This is a genomic window from Pseudomonas sp. TMW22089, from assembly GCF_022496645.1.
GTDB lineage: Bacteria > Pseudomonadota > Gammaproteobacteria > Pseudomonadales > Pseudomonadaceae > Aquipseudomonas > Aquipseudomonas paraversuta.
Window position 1 is genome coordinate 88,962 of sequence record NZ_SCFG01000010.1, and the last position, 15,969, is coordinate 104,930.

The 15,969-nt window shown below is 59.5% G+C and carries 14 protein-coding genes; 9 read left to right on the top strand and 5 right to left on the bottom strand.

Going from position 1 to position 15,969, the window contains the following annotated elements; genetic code table 11:
* The first annotated feature begins 128 nt into the window (after nt 1-128).
* The gene (locus EQV90_RS12155; protein WP_003437837.1) at nt 129-482 is read left to right on the top strand and encodes a YkgJ family cysteine cluster protein; all 354 of its coding nucleotides are present in this window, start codon (nt 129-131) and stop codon (nt 480-482) included.
* A 50-nt stretch (nt 483-532) separates the two neighbouring features.
* Here the strand turns inward: EQV90_RS12155 and EQV90_RS12160 are convergent, their stop codons facing one another.
* Entirely contained in the window at nt 533-1,021 is a 489-nt protein-coding gene (locus EQV90_RS12160; protein ID WP_003437842.1) for an Lrp/AsnC ligand binding domain-containing protein, read from the bottom strand.
* Between the two features lie 156 nt (nt 1,022-1,177).
* Between EQV90_RS12160 and dadA the strand changes: the two genes are divergently transcribed.
* The 6 genes from dadA to EQV90_RS12190 all read left to right on the top strand — a co-directional run bounded on the left by dadA (nt 1,178) and on the right by EQV90_RS12190 (nt 7,326).
* Nucleotides 1,178-2,479, top strand: a complete 1,302-nt coding sequence (gene dadA, locus EQV90_RS12165; RefSeq protein WP_003437843.1) for a D-amino acid dehydrogenase — start codon at nt 1,178-1,180, stop codon at nt 2,477-2,479.
* The gene (locus tag EQV90_RS12170; RefSeq protein ID WP_003437845.1) at nt 2,451-2,804 is read left to right on the top strand and encodes a RidA family protein; all 354 of its coding nucleotides are present in this window, start codon (nt 2,451-2,453) and stop codon (nt 2,802-2,804) included. Before dadA ends, EQV90_RS12170 begins: the two co-directional genes overlap by 29 nt.
* Nucleotides 2,805-2,903: 99 nt before the next feature.
* Nucleotides 2,904-3,977: an alanine racemase gene (gene alr, locus EQV90_RS12175; RefSeq protein WP_240878146.1), complete on the top strand. Its 1,074-nt coding sequence runs from the start codon at nt 2,904-2,906 to the stop codon at nt 3,975-3,977.
* Between the two features lie 127 nt (nt 3,978-4,104).
* Entirely contained in the window at nt 4,105-4,653 is a 549-nt protein-coding gene (locus EQV90_RS12180; protein ID WP_003437848.1) for a cupin domain-containing protein, read from the top strand.
* Nucleotides 4,654-4,833: 180 nt separating this feature from the next.
* Entirely contained in the window at nt 4,834-5,247 is a 414-nt protein-coding gene (locus EQV90_RS12185; RefSeq protein ID WP_003437850.1) for a c-type cytochrome, read from the top strand.
* 147 nt (nt 5,248-5,394) lie between these two features.
* The gene (locus EQV90_RS12190; protein ID WP_003437852.1) at nt 5,395-7,326 is read left to right on the top strand and encodes an acetyl-CoA hydrolase/transferase C-terminal domain-containing protein; all 1,932 of its coding nucleotides are present in this window, start codon (nt 5,395-5,397) and stop codon (nt 7,324-7,326) included.
* Between the two features lie 46 nt (nt 7,327-7,372).
* Here the strand turns inward: EQV90_RS12190 and EQV90_RS12195 are convergent, their stop codons facing one another.
* The gene (locus EQV90_RS12195) at nt 7,373-7,945 is read right to left on the bottom strand and encodes a xanthine phosphoribosyltransferase (protein WP_003437854.1); all 573 of its coding nucleotides are present in this window, start codon (nt 7,943-7,945) and stop codon (nt 7,373-7,375) included.
* Nucleotides 7,946-8,001: 56 nt separating this feature from the next.
* Nucleotides 8,002-10,011: a DNA helicase Rep gene (rep, locus tag EQV90_RS12200; protein WP_127196640.1), complete on the bottom strand. Its 2,010-nt coding sequence runs from the start codon at nt 10,009-10,011 to the stop codon at nt 8,002-8,004.
* Nucleotides 10,012-10,271: 260 nt separating this feature from the next.
* On the opposite strand from rep, the gene EQV90_RS12205 reads away from it, so the two are divergent.
* A complete protein-coding gene (locus EQV90_RS12205; protein WP_003437857.1) occupies nt 10,272-11,939 on the top strand; it encodes a bifunctional diguanylate cyclase/phosphodiesterase in 1,668 nt (555 codons plus the stop codon).
* Nucleotides 11,940-12,003: 64 nt separating this feature from the next.
* Here EQV90_RS12205 and EQV90_RS12210 read toward each other — a convergent pair whose 3' ends face one another.
* Nucleotides 12,004-13,380, bottom strand: a complete 1,377-nt coding sequence (locus EQV90_RS12210) for a NorM family multidrug efflux MATE transporter (protein ID WP_240878147.1) — start codon at nt 13,378-13,380, stop codon at nt 12,004-12,006.
* Between the two features lie 152 nt (nt 13,381-13,532).
* Between EQV90_RS12210 and EQV90_RS12215 the strand changes: the two genes are divergently transcribed.
* Nucleotides 13,533-14,453: a LysR substrate-binding domain-containing protein gene (locus EQV90_RS12215; RefSeq protein ID WP_003437862.1), complete on the top strand. Its 921-nt coding sequence runs from the start codon at nt 13,533-13,535 to the stop codon at nt 14,451-14,453.
* A 10-nt stretch (nt 14,454-14,463) separates the two neighbouring features.
* On the opposite strand, the gene EQV90_RS12220 is transcribed toward EQV90_RS12215, so the two are convergent.
* The gene (locus tag EQV90_RS12220) at nt 14,464-15,957 is read right to left on the bottom strand and encodes a YifB family Mg chelatase-like AAA ATPase (protein ID WP_160626488.1); all 1,494 of its coding nucleotides are present in this window, start codon (nt 15,955-15,957) and stop codon (nt 14,464-14,466) included.
* Between the last annotated feature and the right edge of the window lie 12 nt (nt 15,958-15,969).

The following is a 15,969-nucleotide window of genomic DNA, read 5'->3' on the forward strand; positions in this document are numbered from 1 at the left end:
CATGTTAGAAAAATTTGACGGAGCATAAGCCCGGCCCTTCCTGCGGGGCAAGAACAGCCGGACGGCCCTGTCTAGAGTGAGGCTTTTCGGGCAGACTCTGCGGCCTTTTCAAATCCGGTGAGCCTTAGATGAGCTGTAACAGTCATAAAATCCGCTTTCTCAGGCAGCAGATCCCGTCGTTCGAATGCGTTCCGGGTTGCCATGACTGCTGCGGGCCCGTGACCACCTCATCTGAAGAAATGGCCCGCCTGCCACGCAAGACCGCTGCCGAACAAGAGGCGGCCATGGACGAGCTGAACTGCGTACACCTGGGCCCCAATGGCTGCACTGTGTATGAAGAGCGCCCGCTGATCTGCCGTCTGTTTGGCACCACCCCGACCTTGCCGTGCCCTAATGGCCGCCGCCCGGTGGAAATGATCCATCCTTCGGCGGAGAAGCTGGTGCATGAATACATCGCCAGTACCCGCCAGGTGCTGGTCTAGAACCTTCCTGCCCCTGCAGGAGCAAGCTCGCTCCTGCAGAGCCCCGGGGGTCAATCCGGGATCGGCAAATTCAGGCTCTCTTTCACCTCTTCCATCACGATATAGCTCTTGGACTCACGCACGTGGGGCAGTTTGAGCAAGATATCGCCCAGCAGTTTGCGGTACGAGGCCATCTCGCTGATCCGCGCCTTGACCAGATAGTCGAAGTCACCCGACACCAGATGACACTCCAGTACGTGGGGCAATTTCAGCACTGCACGGCGGAATTCTTCAAAAGTATCGCCTGACTTGTAGTCGAGGCTGATTTCGACGAACACCAGCAAACTGCCCTGCAAATGCTGGGGGTTGAGCCGGGCGTTGTAGCCCATGATGATCCCTTCGCGTTCCAGCCTGCGTACCCGCTCGGTACAGGGCGTGGTCGACAACCCTACCTTCTCTCCAAGCTCGGTAAACGAGATCCGGCCATCGGCCTGCAGGATGCGCAAAATGTTGCGATCGATCTTGTCCAGTTCACGCTTTGTCTGATGATTTGTACGCATAGGAGAATCTCCTTTGTAAAAAGCGTTTTGGCCGAGAATTGTCGCCAAATATAGCTTTTTATACAGTGAAATCCACTGGCAAATGCTTCTTATACTGCGCTCATCTTCGCTTTGAACAATAAACGTCTGCGGCTGGCCGCGATGAGGGAAATAAATATGCGAGTTATGGTATTGGGTGGCGGCGTTATTGGTACTGCCAGCGCCTATTATCTGGCCCGAGCCGGTTTCGATGTAGTCGTCGTAGACCGTCAGCCAGCCGTTGCGATGGAAACCAGCTTTGCCAACGCCGGCCAGGTATCCCCGGGCTATGCATCGCCATGGGCCGCGCCGGGCGTTCCGCTCAAGGCGATCAAATGGCTGCTCGAGCGCCACGCGCCCCTGGCGATCAAGGCCACCACCAATATCGACCAGTACCTGTGGATGGCGCAGATGCTGCGCAACTGCACCGCCAGCCGCTATGCCGTGAACAAGGAGCGCATGGTGCGTTTGTCCGAGTACAGCCGCGACTGCCTCGATGAACTGCGCGCCGAAACCGGTATTGCCTACGAGGCTCGCAACCTCGGTACCACTCAATTGTTCCGCACCCAGGCCCAACTGGACGGCGCAGCCAAAGATATCGCCGTACTCAAGGAGTCCGGGGTGCCTTACGAGCTGCTCGACCGTGCGGGTATCGCCCGGGTTGAGCCGGCACTGGCCGGTGTCACTGACATTCTGGCCGGCGCCCTGCGCCTGCCGAATGACCAGACAGGTGACTGTCAGATGTTCACCACCCGCCTGGCTGAAATGGCTAAAAACCTGGGTGTCGAATTCCGCTTCGGTCAGGATATCCAGCACCTGGACTTCGCGGGCGATCGCATCAATGGCGTAATGATCGACGGCAAGCTCGAAACCGCTGACCGCTACGTACTGGCCCTGGGCAGCTACTCACCGCAAATGCTCAAGCCACTGGGCATCAAGGCCCCGGTTTACCCGCTCAAAGGCTACTCGCTGACCATCCCGATCACCGATCCGGCCATGGCCCCCACCTCGACCATTCTGGATGAGACCTACAAAGTCGCCATCACCCGTTTCGACAACCGTATCCGTGTCGGCGGCATGGCCGAGATAGCCGGTTTTGACCTGTCGCTCAATCCACGCCGGCGTGAAACCCTGGAGATGATCGTCAATGATCTTTATCCTCGGGGCGGTGATTTGAGCCAGGCAAGTTTCTGGACCGGCCTGCGCCCGACCACTCCGGACGGCACGCCGATCGTGGGCCCGACGCCATTTAAAAACCTGTTCCTGAACACCGGTCATGGCACACTCGGCTGGACCATGGCCTGCGGCTCCGGTCGCTTCCTCGCTGACGTGATGGCCAAAAAGACGCCACAGATCAGCGCCGAAGGCCTTGATATTTCCCGTTACGGAAACCACCAGGAGACTGCAAAACATGGCAATCCAGCGCCAGCTCACCAATGAACGCATGAGCCAGATCGTGGCTCACAACGGCACTGTTTACCTGTCAGGGCAAGTCGGCAATGACATGTATGCCGGGGTCGAGCAACAAACCCGCGAAACCCTGAAAAATATCGAGCACCTGCTGGACCTGGCGGGCACCGACAAAAGCCACATCCTGTCGGTCACCATCTACCTCAAGAACATCGATGCCGACTTTGCCGGCATGAACAGTGTCTGGGACGAGTGGCTGCCTAAAGGCGTACAGCCTGCACGCGCAACGGTCGAAGCCAAGCTGTGTGAACCGGAAATTCTGGTGGAACTGTCGGTTATCGCGGCACTGCCATAACACCCTTGATGTCATAACTGTCCCTCTTGCGGTGCCACCGTGGTCAAGCCACGGGTTGGCGCCGGTTTTTTATTCAACAGCCGTTAGAAGCCCGCCGCCATGCGCCCAGCCCGTGCCCTGATCGACCTTCAAGCCCTGCGTCATAACTACCAACTGGCCCGTGAAGTGACGGGGGCCAAAGCCCTCGCCGTGATCAAGGCCGACGCCTACGGCCATGGCGCCGTTCGTTGCGCCCAGGCCCTGGAGGCTGAAGCTGACGGCTTTGCTGTTGCCTGTATCGAAGAAGCCCTGGAACTGCGCGCGGCAGGCATTCGCGCCCCTGTTCTGCTGCTTGAAGGTTTTTTTGAAGCAGATGAACTGCCGCTGATCGTCGAGCACGACTTCTGGTGCGTGGTGCATTCGCTGTGGCAGCTCGACGCGATCGAGCAGGCCCGCCTCGCCAGACCGATTCAGGTGTGGTTAAAACTCGACAGCGGCATGCACCGCGTCGGCTTGCACCCGCATGATTACAAAGCCGCCTACCAACGCCTGCAGGCCAGCGGCAAAGTGGCAAAAATCGTACTCATGAGCCACTTCGCCCGCGCCGATGAACTGGACTGCAGCCGCAGTGAAGAACAGCTGGCGGTGTTTCAGGCGGCCCGTGCGGACTTGTCTGCCGAAGTCAGCTTGCGCAACTCGCCGTCGATCCTTGGCTGGCCAACCACCCCGAGTGACTGGGTCCGTCCGGGGCTCATGCTGTACGGGGCAACCCCGTTTGAAGAGCCGCAGGCTCAAGCTTCCCGCCTGCAGCCAGTGATGAGCCTGGAATCCAGAGTCATTTGCGTACGCGAATTGCCGGCAGGCGAGCCGGTGGGCTACGGCGCCAGATTCATCACCACCCGACCAATGCGCGTCGGCGTAGTGGCCATGGGTTATGCCGATGGCTACCCGCGTCAGGCGCCCACCGGCACCCCGGTACTGGTGGCCGGTGTACGCAGCCAGCTGCTGGGGCGGGTGTCGATGGACATGCTGTGCATTGATCTCACGGATGTGCCGCAAGCCGGCCTCGGTTCACCCGTCGAGTTGTGGGGCAAAACCATCCTCGCCAGTGAGGTGGCGGCCAAGGCTGACACCATTCCTTACCAGATTTTTTGCAACCTGAAACGAGCCCCGCGCCTCTATTCCGGGAACTGATGAGTTGTATCCAATGTGCGGAGCAAAATGGGTGTACAGGTTTGAAGTCGAAGTGTTGTAAATACTGAACGCTATCGCCATGATGGCGGCTTCTCGACCTGAACCTGACCCCTAGGAGGCTCCCGCATTGGACGTCGGTGAACGACTGCAATCCATCCGCAAACTTAAAGGCCTGTCACAGCGTGAACTCGCCAAGCGTGCGGGCGTCACTAACAGCACTATTTCGATGATCGAAAAAAACAGCGTGAGCCCTTCAATAAGCTCCCTGAGAAAAGTGCTGAGTGGCATTCCAATGTCCATGGTCGAATTTTTTTCCGAAGAGATCCTTCAGGAAAAACCGACGCAAATTGTCTACAAAGCCAATGAATTGATCGACATTTCAGATGGTGCCGTGACCATGAAACTGGTCGGCAAGGCGCATCCGAGTCGGGCCATCGCATTTCTTAACGAAATCTATCCACCGGGCGCCGATACCGGGGACGAAATGCTGACCCACGAAGGCGAAGAAACCGGAATCCTGGTGGAAGGCCGTCTGGAGTTGACCGTAGGTCTTGAGACCTTCGTGCTCGAAGCCGGCGACAGCTACTATTTCGAAAGCTCCAAGCCGCACCGTTTTCGCAATCCGTTCGATGTCGCAGCGCGACTAATCAGCGCAGCCACCCCGGCGAATTTCTAAGAAAAGAGGCGCCCTGCTTATGGGCAGAGGCATCCGCAGCTGCATTTCGCCATCTCTATTCCCCCTTTGTCTTTAGGGTTGTTTCAGAGTGGCGGGCTAACCGTTATACTTTTGCCGCCCGCGAAACCGTGGTTGTGGGCGTGAATAGCCACCATTGAGGGTGTACGCGTGAACCTAATTATGAAAATGCTGGCCGTACCAGCAACTGTATTGGCCCTTTGGGCAGTCAACGCTCAAGCGGCAACAAACGATGACATCGCAAAACGTCTCGAGCCTGTAGGCAAAGTCTGTGTTCAGGGCGAAGAATGTAAAGGCATGGATGTCGTCGCTTCAGCTGGTGGCGGCGGTGCTCAAAGCCCGGACGACATCATTGCCAAGCATTGCAGCGCGTGCCACGGCACAGGTTTGCTGGGCGCACCGAAAATCGGTGACACCGCAGCCTGGAAAGAACGTGCCGATCACCAGGGCGGCCTCGATGGCATCCTGGCCAAGGCCATCACCGGGATCAACGCCATGCCGCCAAAAGGCACGTGCATGACCTGTACCGATGAAGAACTGAAAGGCGCCATCGAGAAGATGTCCGGCTTGAAGTAAGCCGATCTTCACCAGAAAAGCCGCTGATGGGCGGCTTTTTTGTGCCTGAAATTTGCTCCGGCACGCCCTTGATCCTCCTTGCTCTTTGCAACCAAGACCGGTCACTCTCTGTCACATCTCTATACACGGATGGTCTTGGAGGGTCAGATGGTGCAGTCCTGTTCGATCGAGCGCGCAGTCGATGATGTGCTCGCACGTTTGCCGATGCATATTCACCTCGGCTTGCCGCTGGGTCTGGGCAAGGCCAACCGGTTCGTTAACGCGCTATATCGGCGCATCAAGTTGCTGCCCGAGCGCCGGCTGACGATTTACACCGCCTTGAGCCTTGGTCGCCCGCCCTTGGGTGACGGTTTGCAGCGCCGCTTTCTCGAGCCCTTTGTGGAGCGGGTGTTTGGCGACTATATCGAACTGGATTACCTCGCCGACCTGCATCGCAACAGCATGCCGGGCAACATTCACGTCGAGCAGTTCTTTATGCAGCCGGGCAGCCTGCTCAATAGCCCGGCGGCGCAACAGGATTACGTCAGCAGCAACTACAGCCATGCCGCCCGCGATATCAACGCCAACGGCTTGAATCTGGTGGCGCAGATGGTCGCCCGTGATCCCCTGGATGCCACTCGCCTGAGCCTGAGCTGCAACCCCGATGTCACCCTCGATTTACTGCCCATGATCGCCAGACGCCGCGCCGCGGGCGAAACCATTCTGATACTGGGCCACGTGCACAGCGACTTGCCCTACATGCCCGGGGACTCTGAGCTCGACATCGAAGATTTTGACCTGCTGATCGACGAGGATGAGCACACCACGCTGTTTTCTACCCCCAATATGCCGGTGAGCCAGCAAGACCATTTTATCGGCCTGCACGCCAGCACTCTGGTGCGTGATGGCGGCACGCTACAGATTGGCATTGGTTCGATGGGCGATGCGCTGAGCGCCGCGTTGCTCGCGCGTCAGGGCGATAATGACGGCTACCGGGCCTTGCTCGGCGATATCGATATAACCCCATGGCGCTCGCTGATTGAACGCGAAGGCGGGGTCGAACCGTTCGCCCGGGGCCTGTATGGCTGTAGCGAGATGTTTGTGCACGGGCTGATGGTGTTGGCGGACGCAGGTATTGTGCGGCGCAAGGTGTACCCGGATGTCGAGCGTCAGACGCAGGCCAATGCCGGCACCCTGGACGAAAGCCTGCACCGCGATGGCATCAGCGTACACGGCGGCTTCATCCTTGGTCCGGCCAGCTTTTACCAGCGCCTGAGGGAGTTGCCACTGAGCAGGCGCAGCGAATTCAACATGACCGCCATCAGCTACATCAACGAACTGTATGGCCAGGAAGACCTGAAGCGCTTGCAGCGGCGCGATGCGCGTTTTGTGAACAGCGCGTTCACCGCCACCTTGCTCGGGGCCGCCGTCGCCGATCAACTGGAAGACGGCCGCGTACTCAGCGGGGTCGGCGGCCAATACAACTTTGTGGCCCAGGGCCATGCGCTGCATGACGCGCGCTCGGTGATCATCCTGCGCAGCTGGCGCGAATCGGGAGGCGATGTGAGTTCCAACATCGTCTGGGAATATGGCCACTGCACCATTCCCCGGCATTTGCGCGACATCGTGATAACCGAATACGGCATCGCTGATCTGCGCGGCAAGACCGATCGTCATGTGATCGAGGCGATGCTGTCCATCACCGATTCACGCTTCCAGACCGAACTGATCGAACAGGCACAGCAAATCGGCAAATTGCCCAAGGACTTTTGCCTCGATCCGCGATTTGCCGACAACAGTCCGCAGCGCCTGCAATCGATTGCCGCGCGCCACCCGCATTTATTCCCGGAGTACCCGCTGGGCAGCGATTTCAGCACCCAGGAGCAAGACCTGCTGCGGGCGTTGAACTGGCTCAAGAGCAAATTCAAACTCACGCAGATCTATGAACTGGGCAAAGCCACGCTGGACGCACCTGCAGCGCAAGCATTCCCCGAACACCTCTCGCGCATGGGGCTTGAAAAGCCCGAAGGTCTGCGCGAAGAGCTGTATCAGCGCCTGCTGCTGGCAGGTTTGCAGGCGACCGCAAAGACCGGCATCTGACACCTGTCACCTGCAGGAGCGTGCTCCTGCAGGGAGGGCAGCGGTATCAGTCGATAAAGGTCACTTTACCGTCAGCCAGGGATTTAACCCGTGCCAACGATTCAACGCGATAACCCTGCGCGTCCAGTTCAGCACGACCGCCCTGGAACGACTTCTCGATCACGATACCCAGACCGGCAACCGTTGCGCCCGCTTGCTTGATAATCGAAATCAGCGCCTGGGAAGCTTTGCCGTTGGCCAGGAAATCGTCGATCACCAGCACGCGATCGGTGCTGGTCAGGTGACGCGGAGAGATCGCCACAGTGCTTTCGGTTTGCTTGGTGAACGAATACACCGTGGCCGACAGCAGGTTTTCAGTCAGGGTCAGGGACTGGTGCTTACGCGCGAAAATCACCGGTACACCCAGGTTCAGGCCCGTCATCACCGCCGGGGCGATGCCCGATGCTTCGATGGTAACGATCTTGGTGATGCCCGCATCCTTGAACAAACGCGCGAATTCATCGCCAATCTGCTTCATCAGGTACGGATCAATCTGATGGTTCAAAAAGGCGTCGACCTTCAAAACCTGATCGGAAAGCACGATGCCTTCTTCGCGAATTTTCTTGTGCAGTGCTTCCAACGTAACGTCCTCAAATAGCGCTTATGCGCTGAAGGTAGAGTAAAAAATAGTCAATTTTAGCGTTTTAGCATGGCGCGTATATCGGCCAATGCCGTATTTCCGCGAACCGCTTTCACTTCGGTGGGGGTGTCATCGTTACCTTCCCAGGCCAGATCGTCCGGGGGCAACTCATCCAGGAAGCGGCTCGGTGCGCAATCGATGATTTCGCCGTACTGCTTGCGCTTCGCTGCAAAGGTAAATGCCAGGGTCTCACGTGCACGGGTAATGCCCACATAGGCCAGCCGGCGCTCTTCTTCGATGGTGTCGGCTTCGATACTGGAGCGGTGCGGCAGGATCTCTTCTTCCATGCCCATGATGAACACGTAGGGAAATTCCAGACCTTTGGAGGCGTGCAACGTCATCATTTGCACGCCCTCGGCGCCATCTTCCTCTTCTTGCTGGCGTTCGAGCATGTCGCGCAACACCAGCTTGCCGATGGCTTCCTCGATCGTCATGGCACCGTCTTCGTCTTTTTCGAGGGTGTTTTTCAACGCCTCGACCAGGAACCAGACGTTGGACATACGATAGTCAGCAGCTTTTTCGCTGGAACTGTTGGTGCGCAGCCAGTTCTCGTAGTCGATGTCCATGATCATGCTGCGCAGCGCCGCGATCGGATCTTCGCCCGAACATTGCTCGCGCACACGGTCCATAAAGCGCTTGAACCGCGCCAGACGGTCGGTAAAGCGGGGGTCCAGATGCTCACCCAGACCTATCTCGTCAGTGGCCGCATACATCGAGATTTTTCGCTCGGTGGCGTAGTTGCCCAGCTTCTCGAGGGTGGTAGAACCGATTTCGCGACGCGGGACGTTGATCACCCGCAGGAAGGCGTTGTCGTCGTCCGGGTTCACGATCAGTCGAAAGTAGGCCATCAGATCTTTCACTTCCTGACGCCCGAAGAAGCTGTTCCCGCCCGACAAGCGGTACGGGATCTGATGGTGTTGCAGCTTCAATTCGATCAGCTTTGCCTGATAGTTGCCGCGATACAGGATCGCAAAGTCACTGTAAGGCCGATCGGTGCGCAAGTGCAGGGTCAGAATTTCAACAGCCACGCGCTCGGCTTCGGCATCTTCGTTGCGGCAGCGGATGACCCGGACTTCGTCGCCATGGCCCATCTCACTCCACAGTTGCTTCTCGAACGCGTGGGGATTGTTGGAGATCAGCACGTTGGCGCAGCGCAGAATGCGGCTGGTGGAGCGATAGTTTTGCTCCAGCATCACCACTTTCAGGGACGGATAGTCGTCCTTGAGCAACATCAGGTTTTCCGGGCGGGCACCGCGCCAGGCATAGATCGACTGGTCATCGTCGCCCACAACGGTGAACTGATTGCGTGTACCGATCAGGTATTTCACCAGCAAATACTGGCTGGCGTTGGTGTCCTGATACTCGTCCACCAGCAGGTAGCGGACCTTGTTCTGCCACTTTTCGCGAATGTCGGTGTGCTCTTCGAAGAGCTTCACCGGCAGCAGAATCAGATCGTCAAAGTCCACCGCGTTGTAGGCTTTAAGCGTGCGCTGGTAGTGGGTGTAGACAATGGCCGCCGTCTGTTCCTTGGGATTGCGCGCGTTTTCCAGGGCCTGGGGCGGCAGGATCAGATCGTTTTTCCACGAGCCGATCATATTCTTGATCTCGTCGACCCCGTCGTCGCCCGAGTATTCCTTTTGCATGATATCGGTCATCAGCGCTTTGACGTCGGCCTCGTCAAAGATCGAGAACCCGGGCTTGTAGCCCAGCCGCGCATGCTCCTTGCGGATGATGTTCAGCCCCAGATTGTGGAAGGTACACACCGTCAGGCCACGACCCTCGCCCTTCTTGAGCAGGGTGCCCACCCGCTCCTTCATCTCGCGCGCCGCTTTGTTGGTAAACGTCATGGCGACGATGTACTGGGCACGAATGCCGCAGTTCTGAATCAGGTGCGCGATTTTGCGGGTAATCACGCTGGTTTTGCCGGAGCCTGCGCCGGCGAGCACCAAAAGAGGGCCGCCGACGTAGTTCACGGCTTCTTGCTGCCGGGGATTGAGTCGGGACATGACGAAAATAGGGGTCGTGTGCAAAAAGGGCAGGCATTTTAACAGGCTGAGCAGATATTGCTGCCTCCGTGCGACGGTGTGACGTGGCACTCTATCTAAATTTGCCGCTTTTGTTAGTTTGCCGCAGGATACCGGGGGGTTTTAGTCTACCGTTTGGTATACACCGACCGCGCGTAATTGATAATCGGTGTCATTTACCATTAAGTATTGCCGCGTCATAATGCCCATCGCCTGAATTATGCAGAGTCTAGGGAGCTAGCTTGTCCAAGCATGTTGAACCCTTGCGTTTACTGCTACTGGCCGAAGAGCCATCTTGGGCAGCGTTAGTGCGCGAGTGCCTGGCGCCCATGGGAAGCAAGGTCGTACTGATGTGCGCACCGGACTGGGAATCTGTCAGCTACCTGTTCGAGCACGATCGAAATGCACTGCTTCTGACCACCCCGGCGCTGCAACCCGCCCCGGGACGCTGTCGCATGCCCACGGTTCTGTTGCTCGACAGCGAACCCGTGGATCCTCCCCAGGGGGTCAGCGACTGGTTAATCAGTACCAGCCTGAACACCGATGTCCTGCGCCGCTGTTTGCGCCATGTGCGCGAGCGCGGAGTGCTTGAACACACCTTGCAGCGCCTGGCCGAAGAAGACCCGCTGACCGGCATTGCCAACCGCCAGGGCTTCCAGACCCTGCTGGCCGTGCGTCTGGCCGAAAGCGACGGGCGTGGCATCGCCCTCGGGCACCTTGACCTGGACAATTTCCGTCACGCCAACGACGCCCTCGGGCATCAGGCGGGAGACCGCCTGATCCTGCAAGTAGTCGCACGTCTCAAAAGCCAGCTCGAGGCCGGCGATCAGCTTGCCAGGCTGGGCAGTGATGAATTCGCCCTGCTGATCGATACCCGCCGTGCCCCCGAGCGCGCCGAATGGATCGCCGAGCGCATCACCGAAGTCATGGCCGAGCCCTACTGGATCGACGGTGAAAGCCTGCTGATCGGCTGCAGCCTTGGCATTGCCCATGCACGGGCCAGCGCCGGGGCCGACCCATTGATGTGGCACGCACACATTGCCATGCAGCAGGCCAAAAGCACCCAGGGCTGCACCTTTCATGTGTTCGACGAACGCATCAATCGCAATGCCAGAAGCCTGGCCGACCTTGAAAGCGAGCTGCGCCGGGCCTTGCGCCGTGACGAACTTGAACTGCATTACCAGCCGCGCCTGGATCTGGGCACGGGCAAGATCGTCGGGCTCGAGGCACTGGTACGCTGGCGCCATGCCGAGCGCGGCTTGCTCGCGCCCAACGAGTTCGTGCCACTGGCCGAGCAGAGCGGGCTGATCGTGCCGCTGGGTTACTGGGTCATTTCCCGGGCCCTGCGCGATATGCAGACCCTGCGCGAGCTTGGCCTGCCGGCGCTGCACATGGCGGTCAACCTGTCGTTCCGCCAATTCCAGGACAGTCAGTTGCTTTCGACCCTCAGCCGCTTGATCACCGAGCGCGCAGTTGAAGCCCAGTGGCTGGAATTCGAGCTGACCGAAACGGCTGTCATGCGCCGCAGTGACCTGGTCAAACAGACAATGGATGCCTTGGGAAGGCTGGGGGTGCGCTTCTCGCTGGACGACTTCGGCACCGGTTTTTCATCGTTCGTGCATCTCAACAGCCTGCCGATTGCGCTGCTCAAAATCGACAAGAGTTTCGTCGGCGGCATGGAAGACCGCGAAGAAAACCGCAAGCTGGTGCATGCCATGATCAACCTGGCCCACAACCTGAAACTGGAAGTGGTTGCCGAAGGCGTCGAAACCCCTGAGCAATTGTCCTTGCTGCGGGGGTTTGGCTGCGATCAGGTGCAGGGCTACTTCATCAGCAAACCGCTGCCGCTGGCAGACCTGGTGGAGTTTTTGACCTTGGGCGAGCAGCAGAAGGTACCGCAGGTTATCTAGCCGTCGCCGTCACCTGCAGGAGCGAGCTGTTCAATACGCCAGCCAGGAACTCGCTCCTGCAGACTCAACTTGCCTTGAGCTCACGCTTTAACATGCGCCGCATCTTCCATTCGAATGCCAGGGTCAGGCTTACCGACGCGCAAGCCAGGCCCAATGCCAGCCCCCACCAAACCCCGGTAGGGCCCCAGCCAAGGGTGAACGCCAGCAACCAGGCCATCGGCGCACCAATAGCCCAATAGCAGAACAGCCCCACCAGGAACGTGGTCCGGGCATCCTTGAGCCCGCGGATAGCGCCCATGGCAATGGTTTGCACTCCATCGAACAGCTCGAACCACGCCGCCACCGCCAGCAAACTGATAGCCAGCTCGAACACCGGGCGGAATGCCGGGTCGTTGTAATCCAGAAACAGACCAATCAGCTGGCTCGGCCAGAACCAGAACACCACTGAAAAACCAAGCATGATCAGCGCGCCGCAACCGATCCCGACCCGACCGGCCAGTCGCGCCCGGAGCAAATCGCCACCGCCATAGTGCTTACCGATACGCATGGTAATTGCATAGGACAAACCGGCCGGAACCATGAACGCCGCCGACACAATCTGCAGCGCAATCTGATGCGCAGCCAGTTGAGTGCTGCCCATCGTGCCCATGCACAGTGCTGCAAAGGCAAACAACCCGACTTCCACCGCGTAGGTGCCGCCAATCGGCAAGCCAAGGCGCCACAGTTCACGCAGGTACGTCAGATTAATCCGCGACAGGCCATTGCGAATCGGATACGCGTCGTAGGCCGGATGCCGATGAATATGCCAGGCCAAGCCTGCGGCCATACAGGTGGCCACGATTGCCGTGACCAGGCCGATGCCCATCAAGCCCAGCTTGGGCAGGCCGAACATACCGGTGATCAACGCATAATTGAGCAGAAAGTTGGCCACGGTGCCGATCAGACTGATCACCATCACCGGCGTCGCTCGCCCCATGGCGCTGGTAAAACCACGCAACGCCATGAACGTCATGTAGCCGGGAAGGGCGAAGGGCAGCAGCAGCAAAAACTGGCCCGCGGCTTCAACGTTGGTAGGCGTCTGGCCAAACAACAGCAGCAGCGGTTTGATATTCCACAGCATCAGCGCGCCGCCCAGGGCCAGGCCCCAGGCCAGCCACAGTCCGGCCTGGGTCAGGCGGGTCGCGCCTTCGATATCGCCTGTCCCCTGACGAATCGACACCAGGGTGCCCACCGCCGCAATCACACCGATGCAGAAAATCGACACGAATGAGTAACTGGCCGCCCCCAGGCTCCCGCCTGCCAAAGCCTCCGGGCTCAGACGAGCCATCATCAGGGTGTCGGTAAGCACCATCAGCATATGAGCCAACTGCGAGGCAATAAGCGGCCCGGCCAGCCGCAAAAGGGCCCGGAGTTCGATACGAACGGGATGCTGTAGGGTCATCAGTAAAATTTCTGTAGGTGCGTTGAAGGGCTTGATTCTCGGCGCGTTGAGTGTTTTAAGCAAAGGGATAAAAACGATCCATGACATGATTAAAACTCATATATAGATCCGTAATTTTCCACTGTTTAGTGTTGCGCCCAGGAATAATCCTCATGTCACGTAGCCTTCCTCCGCTTTATGCCTTGCGCGCCTTTGAAGCCGCGGCCCGCCACAGCTCATTTACCCGGGCGGGCGAAGAGCTGTCGATCACCCAGAGCGCCGTCAGTCGCCATATCAAAACCCTGGAAGCGCATTTCGCCTGCCGGTTATTCCAGCGCAATGGCCGCACCTTGCAACTCACCGAATCTGCCCGCTTGCTGTTGCCGGGCGTGCGCGAAGGTTTTGCGGCCCTGGAGCGCGCCTGTACCACCTTGCGTGCCGAAGATGACATCTTGCGCATGAAGGCCCCCTCGACCCTGACCATGCGCTGGTTACTGGCCCGCCTCAGTCGCTTTCGCCATTTGCAGCCGGGCAATGAAGTGCAACTGACCAGCGCCTGGATGGATATCGACCATGTGGACTTCAATCAGGAACCCTTCGACTGCGCGGTGCTGCTGAGCAACGGTCACTTCCCGCCCGACTGGGAGGCCACATTGCTGTTCCCGGAGATGCTGATTCCCGTCGGCGCGCCCAACCTGCAAGACGACCAGCCATGGGATGCCAGGCGTCTGGCGGCCACTGAACTGCTGCACCCCACACCTGACCGTCGCGACTGGCGGCGCTGGCTCGACTGCATGGGCCTGAGCGGCCAGGTGTCCCTCAAGGGCGGGCAGGTATTCGACACCCTGGAGCTGGGCATGATCGCCGCCGCCCGTGGCTACGGCATCTCAATGGGCGACCTGCTGATGGTGGCCGAAGACGTTGCTCAGGATCGTCTGAGCCTGCCCTTTAGAACCGCCGTGGCCAGCGGCGAAAACTACTATCTGGTGTGGCCCAAAACCCGCCCCGGCGGCGAACGTTTGCGCCGTCTGAGTGATTTCTTGCAACACGAAGTGGCCGCGATGGAACTGCCGGTGGTCAGGCGCATGGCGTGAGTCAGGCCCGTTACCCGCTCACCGGCCGGTACTGCAATGCCTCCGCCAGATGCTTGCGCTCTATAGCGTCCACTTGCTCCAGATCGGCCAGGGTTCGTGCAACTTTCAACAACCGGTGAGCGGCCCGCAGCGACAGGCCCATGCGCTCGCAGGCCGTCTCCAGCCAGGTGTTATCCACAGCACTGAGCCTGCACTGGCTCCGCACCCCGGGCAGGTCCAGAAAAGCATTGGCACAGCCCTGGCGCTGCAGCTGCCGTTCACGGGCACCAGCCACTGACGCAGCGGCGCTGGCCGTGGTCAAGCCGCAGGCAAGAGCGGGGTTGAGCGCGGTGGTTTCGCGGGCCACGGTCAGGTGCAGGTCGATGCGATCGAGCAAGGGCCCGGACAGCTTGTTGCGGTAGCGCTGGATGTGCTCCGGGGTACAGCGACAACGGCCCGTGGGCTCTCCCAGATAGCCACAGGGGCAGGGGTTCATTGCCGCCACCAGCTGGAAGCGGGCCGGAAACCGCATTCGATCCCGGGCCCGGGCGATCACGATAAATCCCGATTCCATCGGTTCTCTGAGCACCTCCAGCACTTTGCGATCGAATTCGGGCAGTTCATCCAGAAACAACACCCCGTGGTGCGCCAAAGTGATCTCGCCCGGCTGGGGTTTTGAGCCGCCGCCAACCAGCGCCGGGCCGGAAGCCGAATGGTGCGGCTGGCGAAACGGACGCTGCGGCCAGCACTTGAGGGGCACATGACTGGCCACCGATTGAATGGCCGCCACCTCCAGCGCCTCTTGCTCGTTGAGGGGCGGCAATAACCCCGGTAGACGGCTGGCCAGCAGGGTTTTGCCCGTGCCGGGCGGCCCGGTGAACAACAAATTGTGGCTGCCAGCAGCGGCAATCACTAACGCCCGCTTGGCCGAGAGCTGGCCCTGTACATCGCTCAAGTCCGGATAAGGCATGCTCTCGCGCAGCAAGCCACTGGCGCCGTAAGGTTCAAGCACTGTACGGCCGGCGAAGTGCGCCACTGCCTGCAACAAGTGTTCGACCGCGATGACCGTCAGGCCGGAGGCCAGACAGGCTTCCTCGGCATTGGCCAGCGGCACCAGCAAAGCCCGGCCCGCAGCACGGGCTGCCAGGGCGGCAGGCAATACGCCCTGCACCGACCTGATGGCGCCCGACAGGGCCAGTTCACCGAGACACTCGACCTGGGCCAGGGATACAGCGGGGATTTGCCCGCTGGCAGCCAGGATGCCGAGAGCAATGGCCAGGTCAAAACGCCCGCCGTCCTTGGGCAGGTCGGCAGGCGCCAGATTGAGGGTGATACGCCGGGCCGGAAACTCAAACCCGGAGTTTAGAATCGCGCTGCGTACCCGGTCCTTGCTCTCCTTGACTGCGGTTTCCGGCAGCCCGACCAGGGTCAGTGCCGGCAACCCGTTGGCCAGATGCGTTTCGACCGTAACGGCCGGGGCCTCGACGCCCACTCTGGCTCGGCTGTAAACGATGGCCAGCGACATGACTCACTCCTT

Bases quoted from the DNA above. Each gene is read 5' to 3' on its own strand.
- EQV90_RS12215 (WP_003437862.1), top strand. From the start codon at position 13,533: ATGTCACGTAGCCTTCCTCCGCTTTATGCCTTGCGCGCCTTTGAAGCC.
- EQV90_RS12170 (WP_003437845.1), top strand. From the start codon at position 2,451: ATGGCAATCCAGCGCCAGCTCACCAATGAACGCATGAGCCAGATCGTG.
- EQV90_RS12210 (WP_240878147.1), bottom strand. From the start codon at position 13,380: ATGACCCTACAGCATCCCGTTCGTATCGAACTCCGGGCCCTTTTGCGG.
- EQV90_RS12155 (WP_003437837.1), top strand. From the start codon at position 129: ATGAGCTGTAACAGTCATAAAATCCGCTTTCTCAGGCAGCAGATCCCG.
- EQV90_RS12190 (WP_003437852.1), top strand. From the start codon at position 5,395: ATGGTGCAGTCCTGTTCGATCGAGCGCGCAGTCGATGATGTGCTCGCA.
- alr (WP_240878146.1), top strand. From the start codon at position 2,904: ATGCGCCCAGCCCGTGCCCTGATCGACCTTCAAGCCCTGCGTCATAAC.
- EQV90_RS12160 (WP_003437842.1), bottom strand. From the start codon at position 1,021: ATGCGTACAAATCATCAGACAAAGCGTGAACTGGACAAGATCGATCGC.
- EQV90_RS12185 (WP_003437850.1), top strand. From the start codon at position 4,834: ATGAAAATGCTGGCCGTACCAGCAACTGTATTGGCCCTTTGGGCAGTC.
- dadA (WP_003437843.1), top strand. From the start codon at position 1,178: ATGCGAGTTATGGTATTGGGTGGCGGCGTTATTGGTACTGCCAGCGCC.
- EQV90_RS12220 (WP_160626488.1), bottom strand. From the start codon at position 15,957: ATGTCGCTGGCCATCGTTTACAGCCGAGCCAGAGTGGGCGTCGAGGCC.
- rep (WP_127196640.1), bottom strand. From the start codon at position 10,011: ATGTCCCGACTCAATCCCCGGCAGCAAGAAGCCGTGAACTACGTCGGC.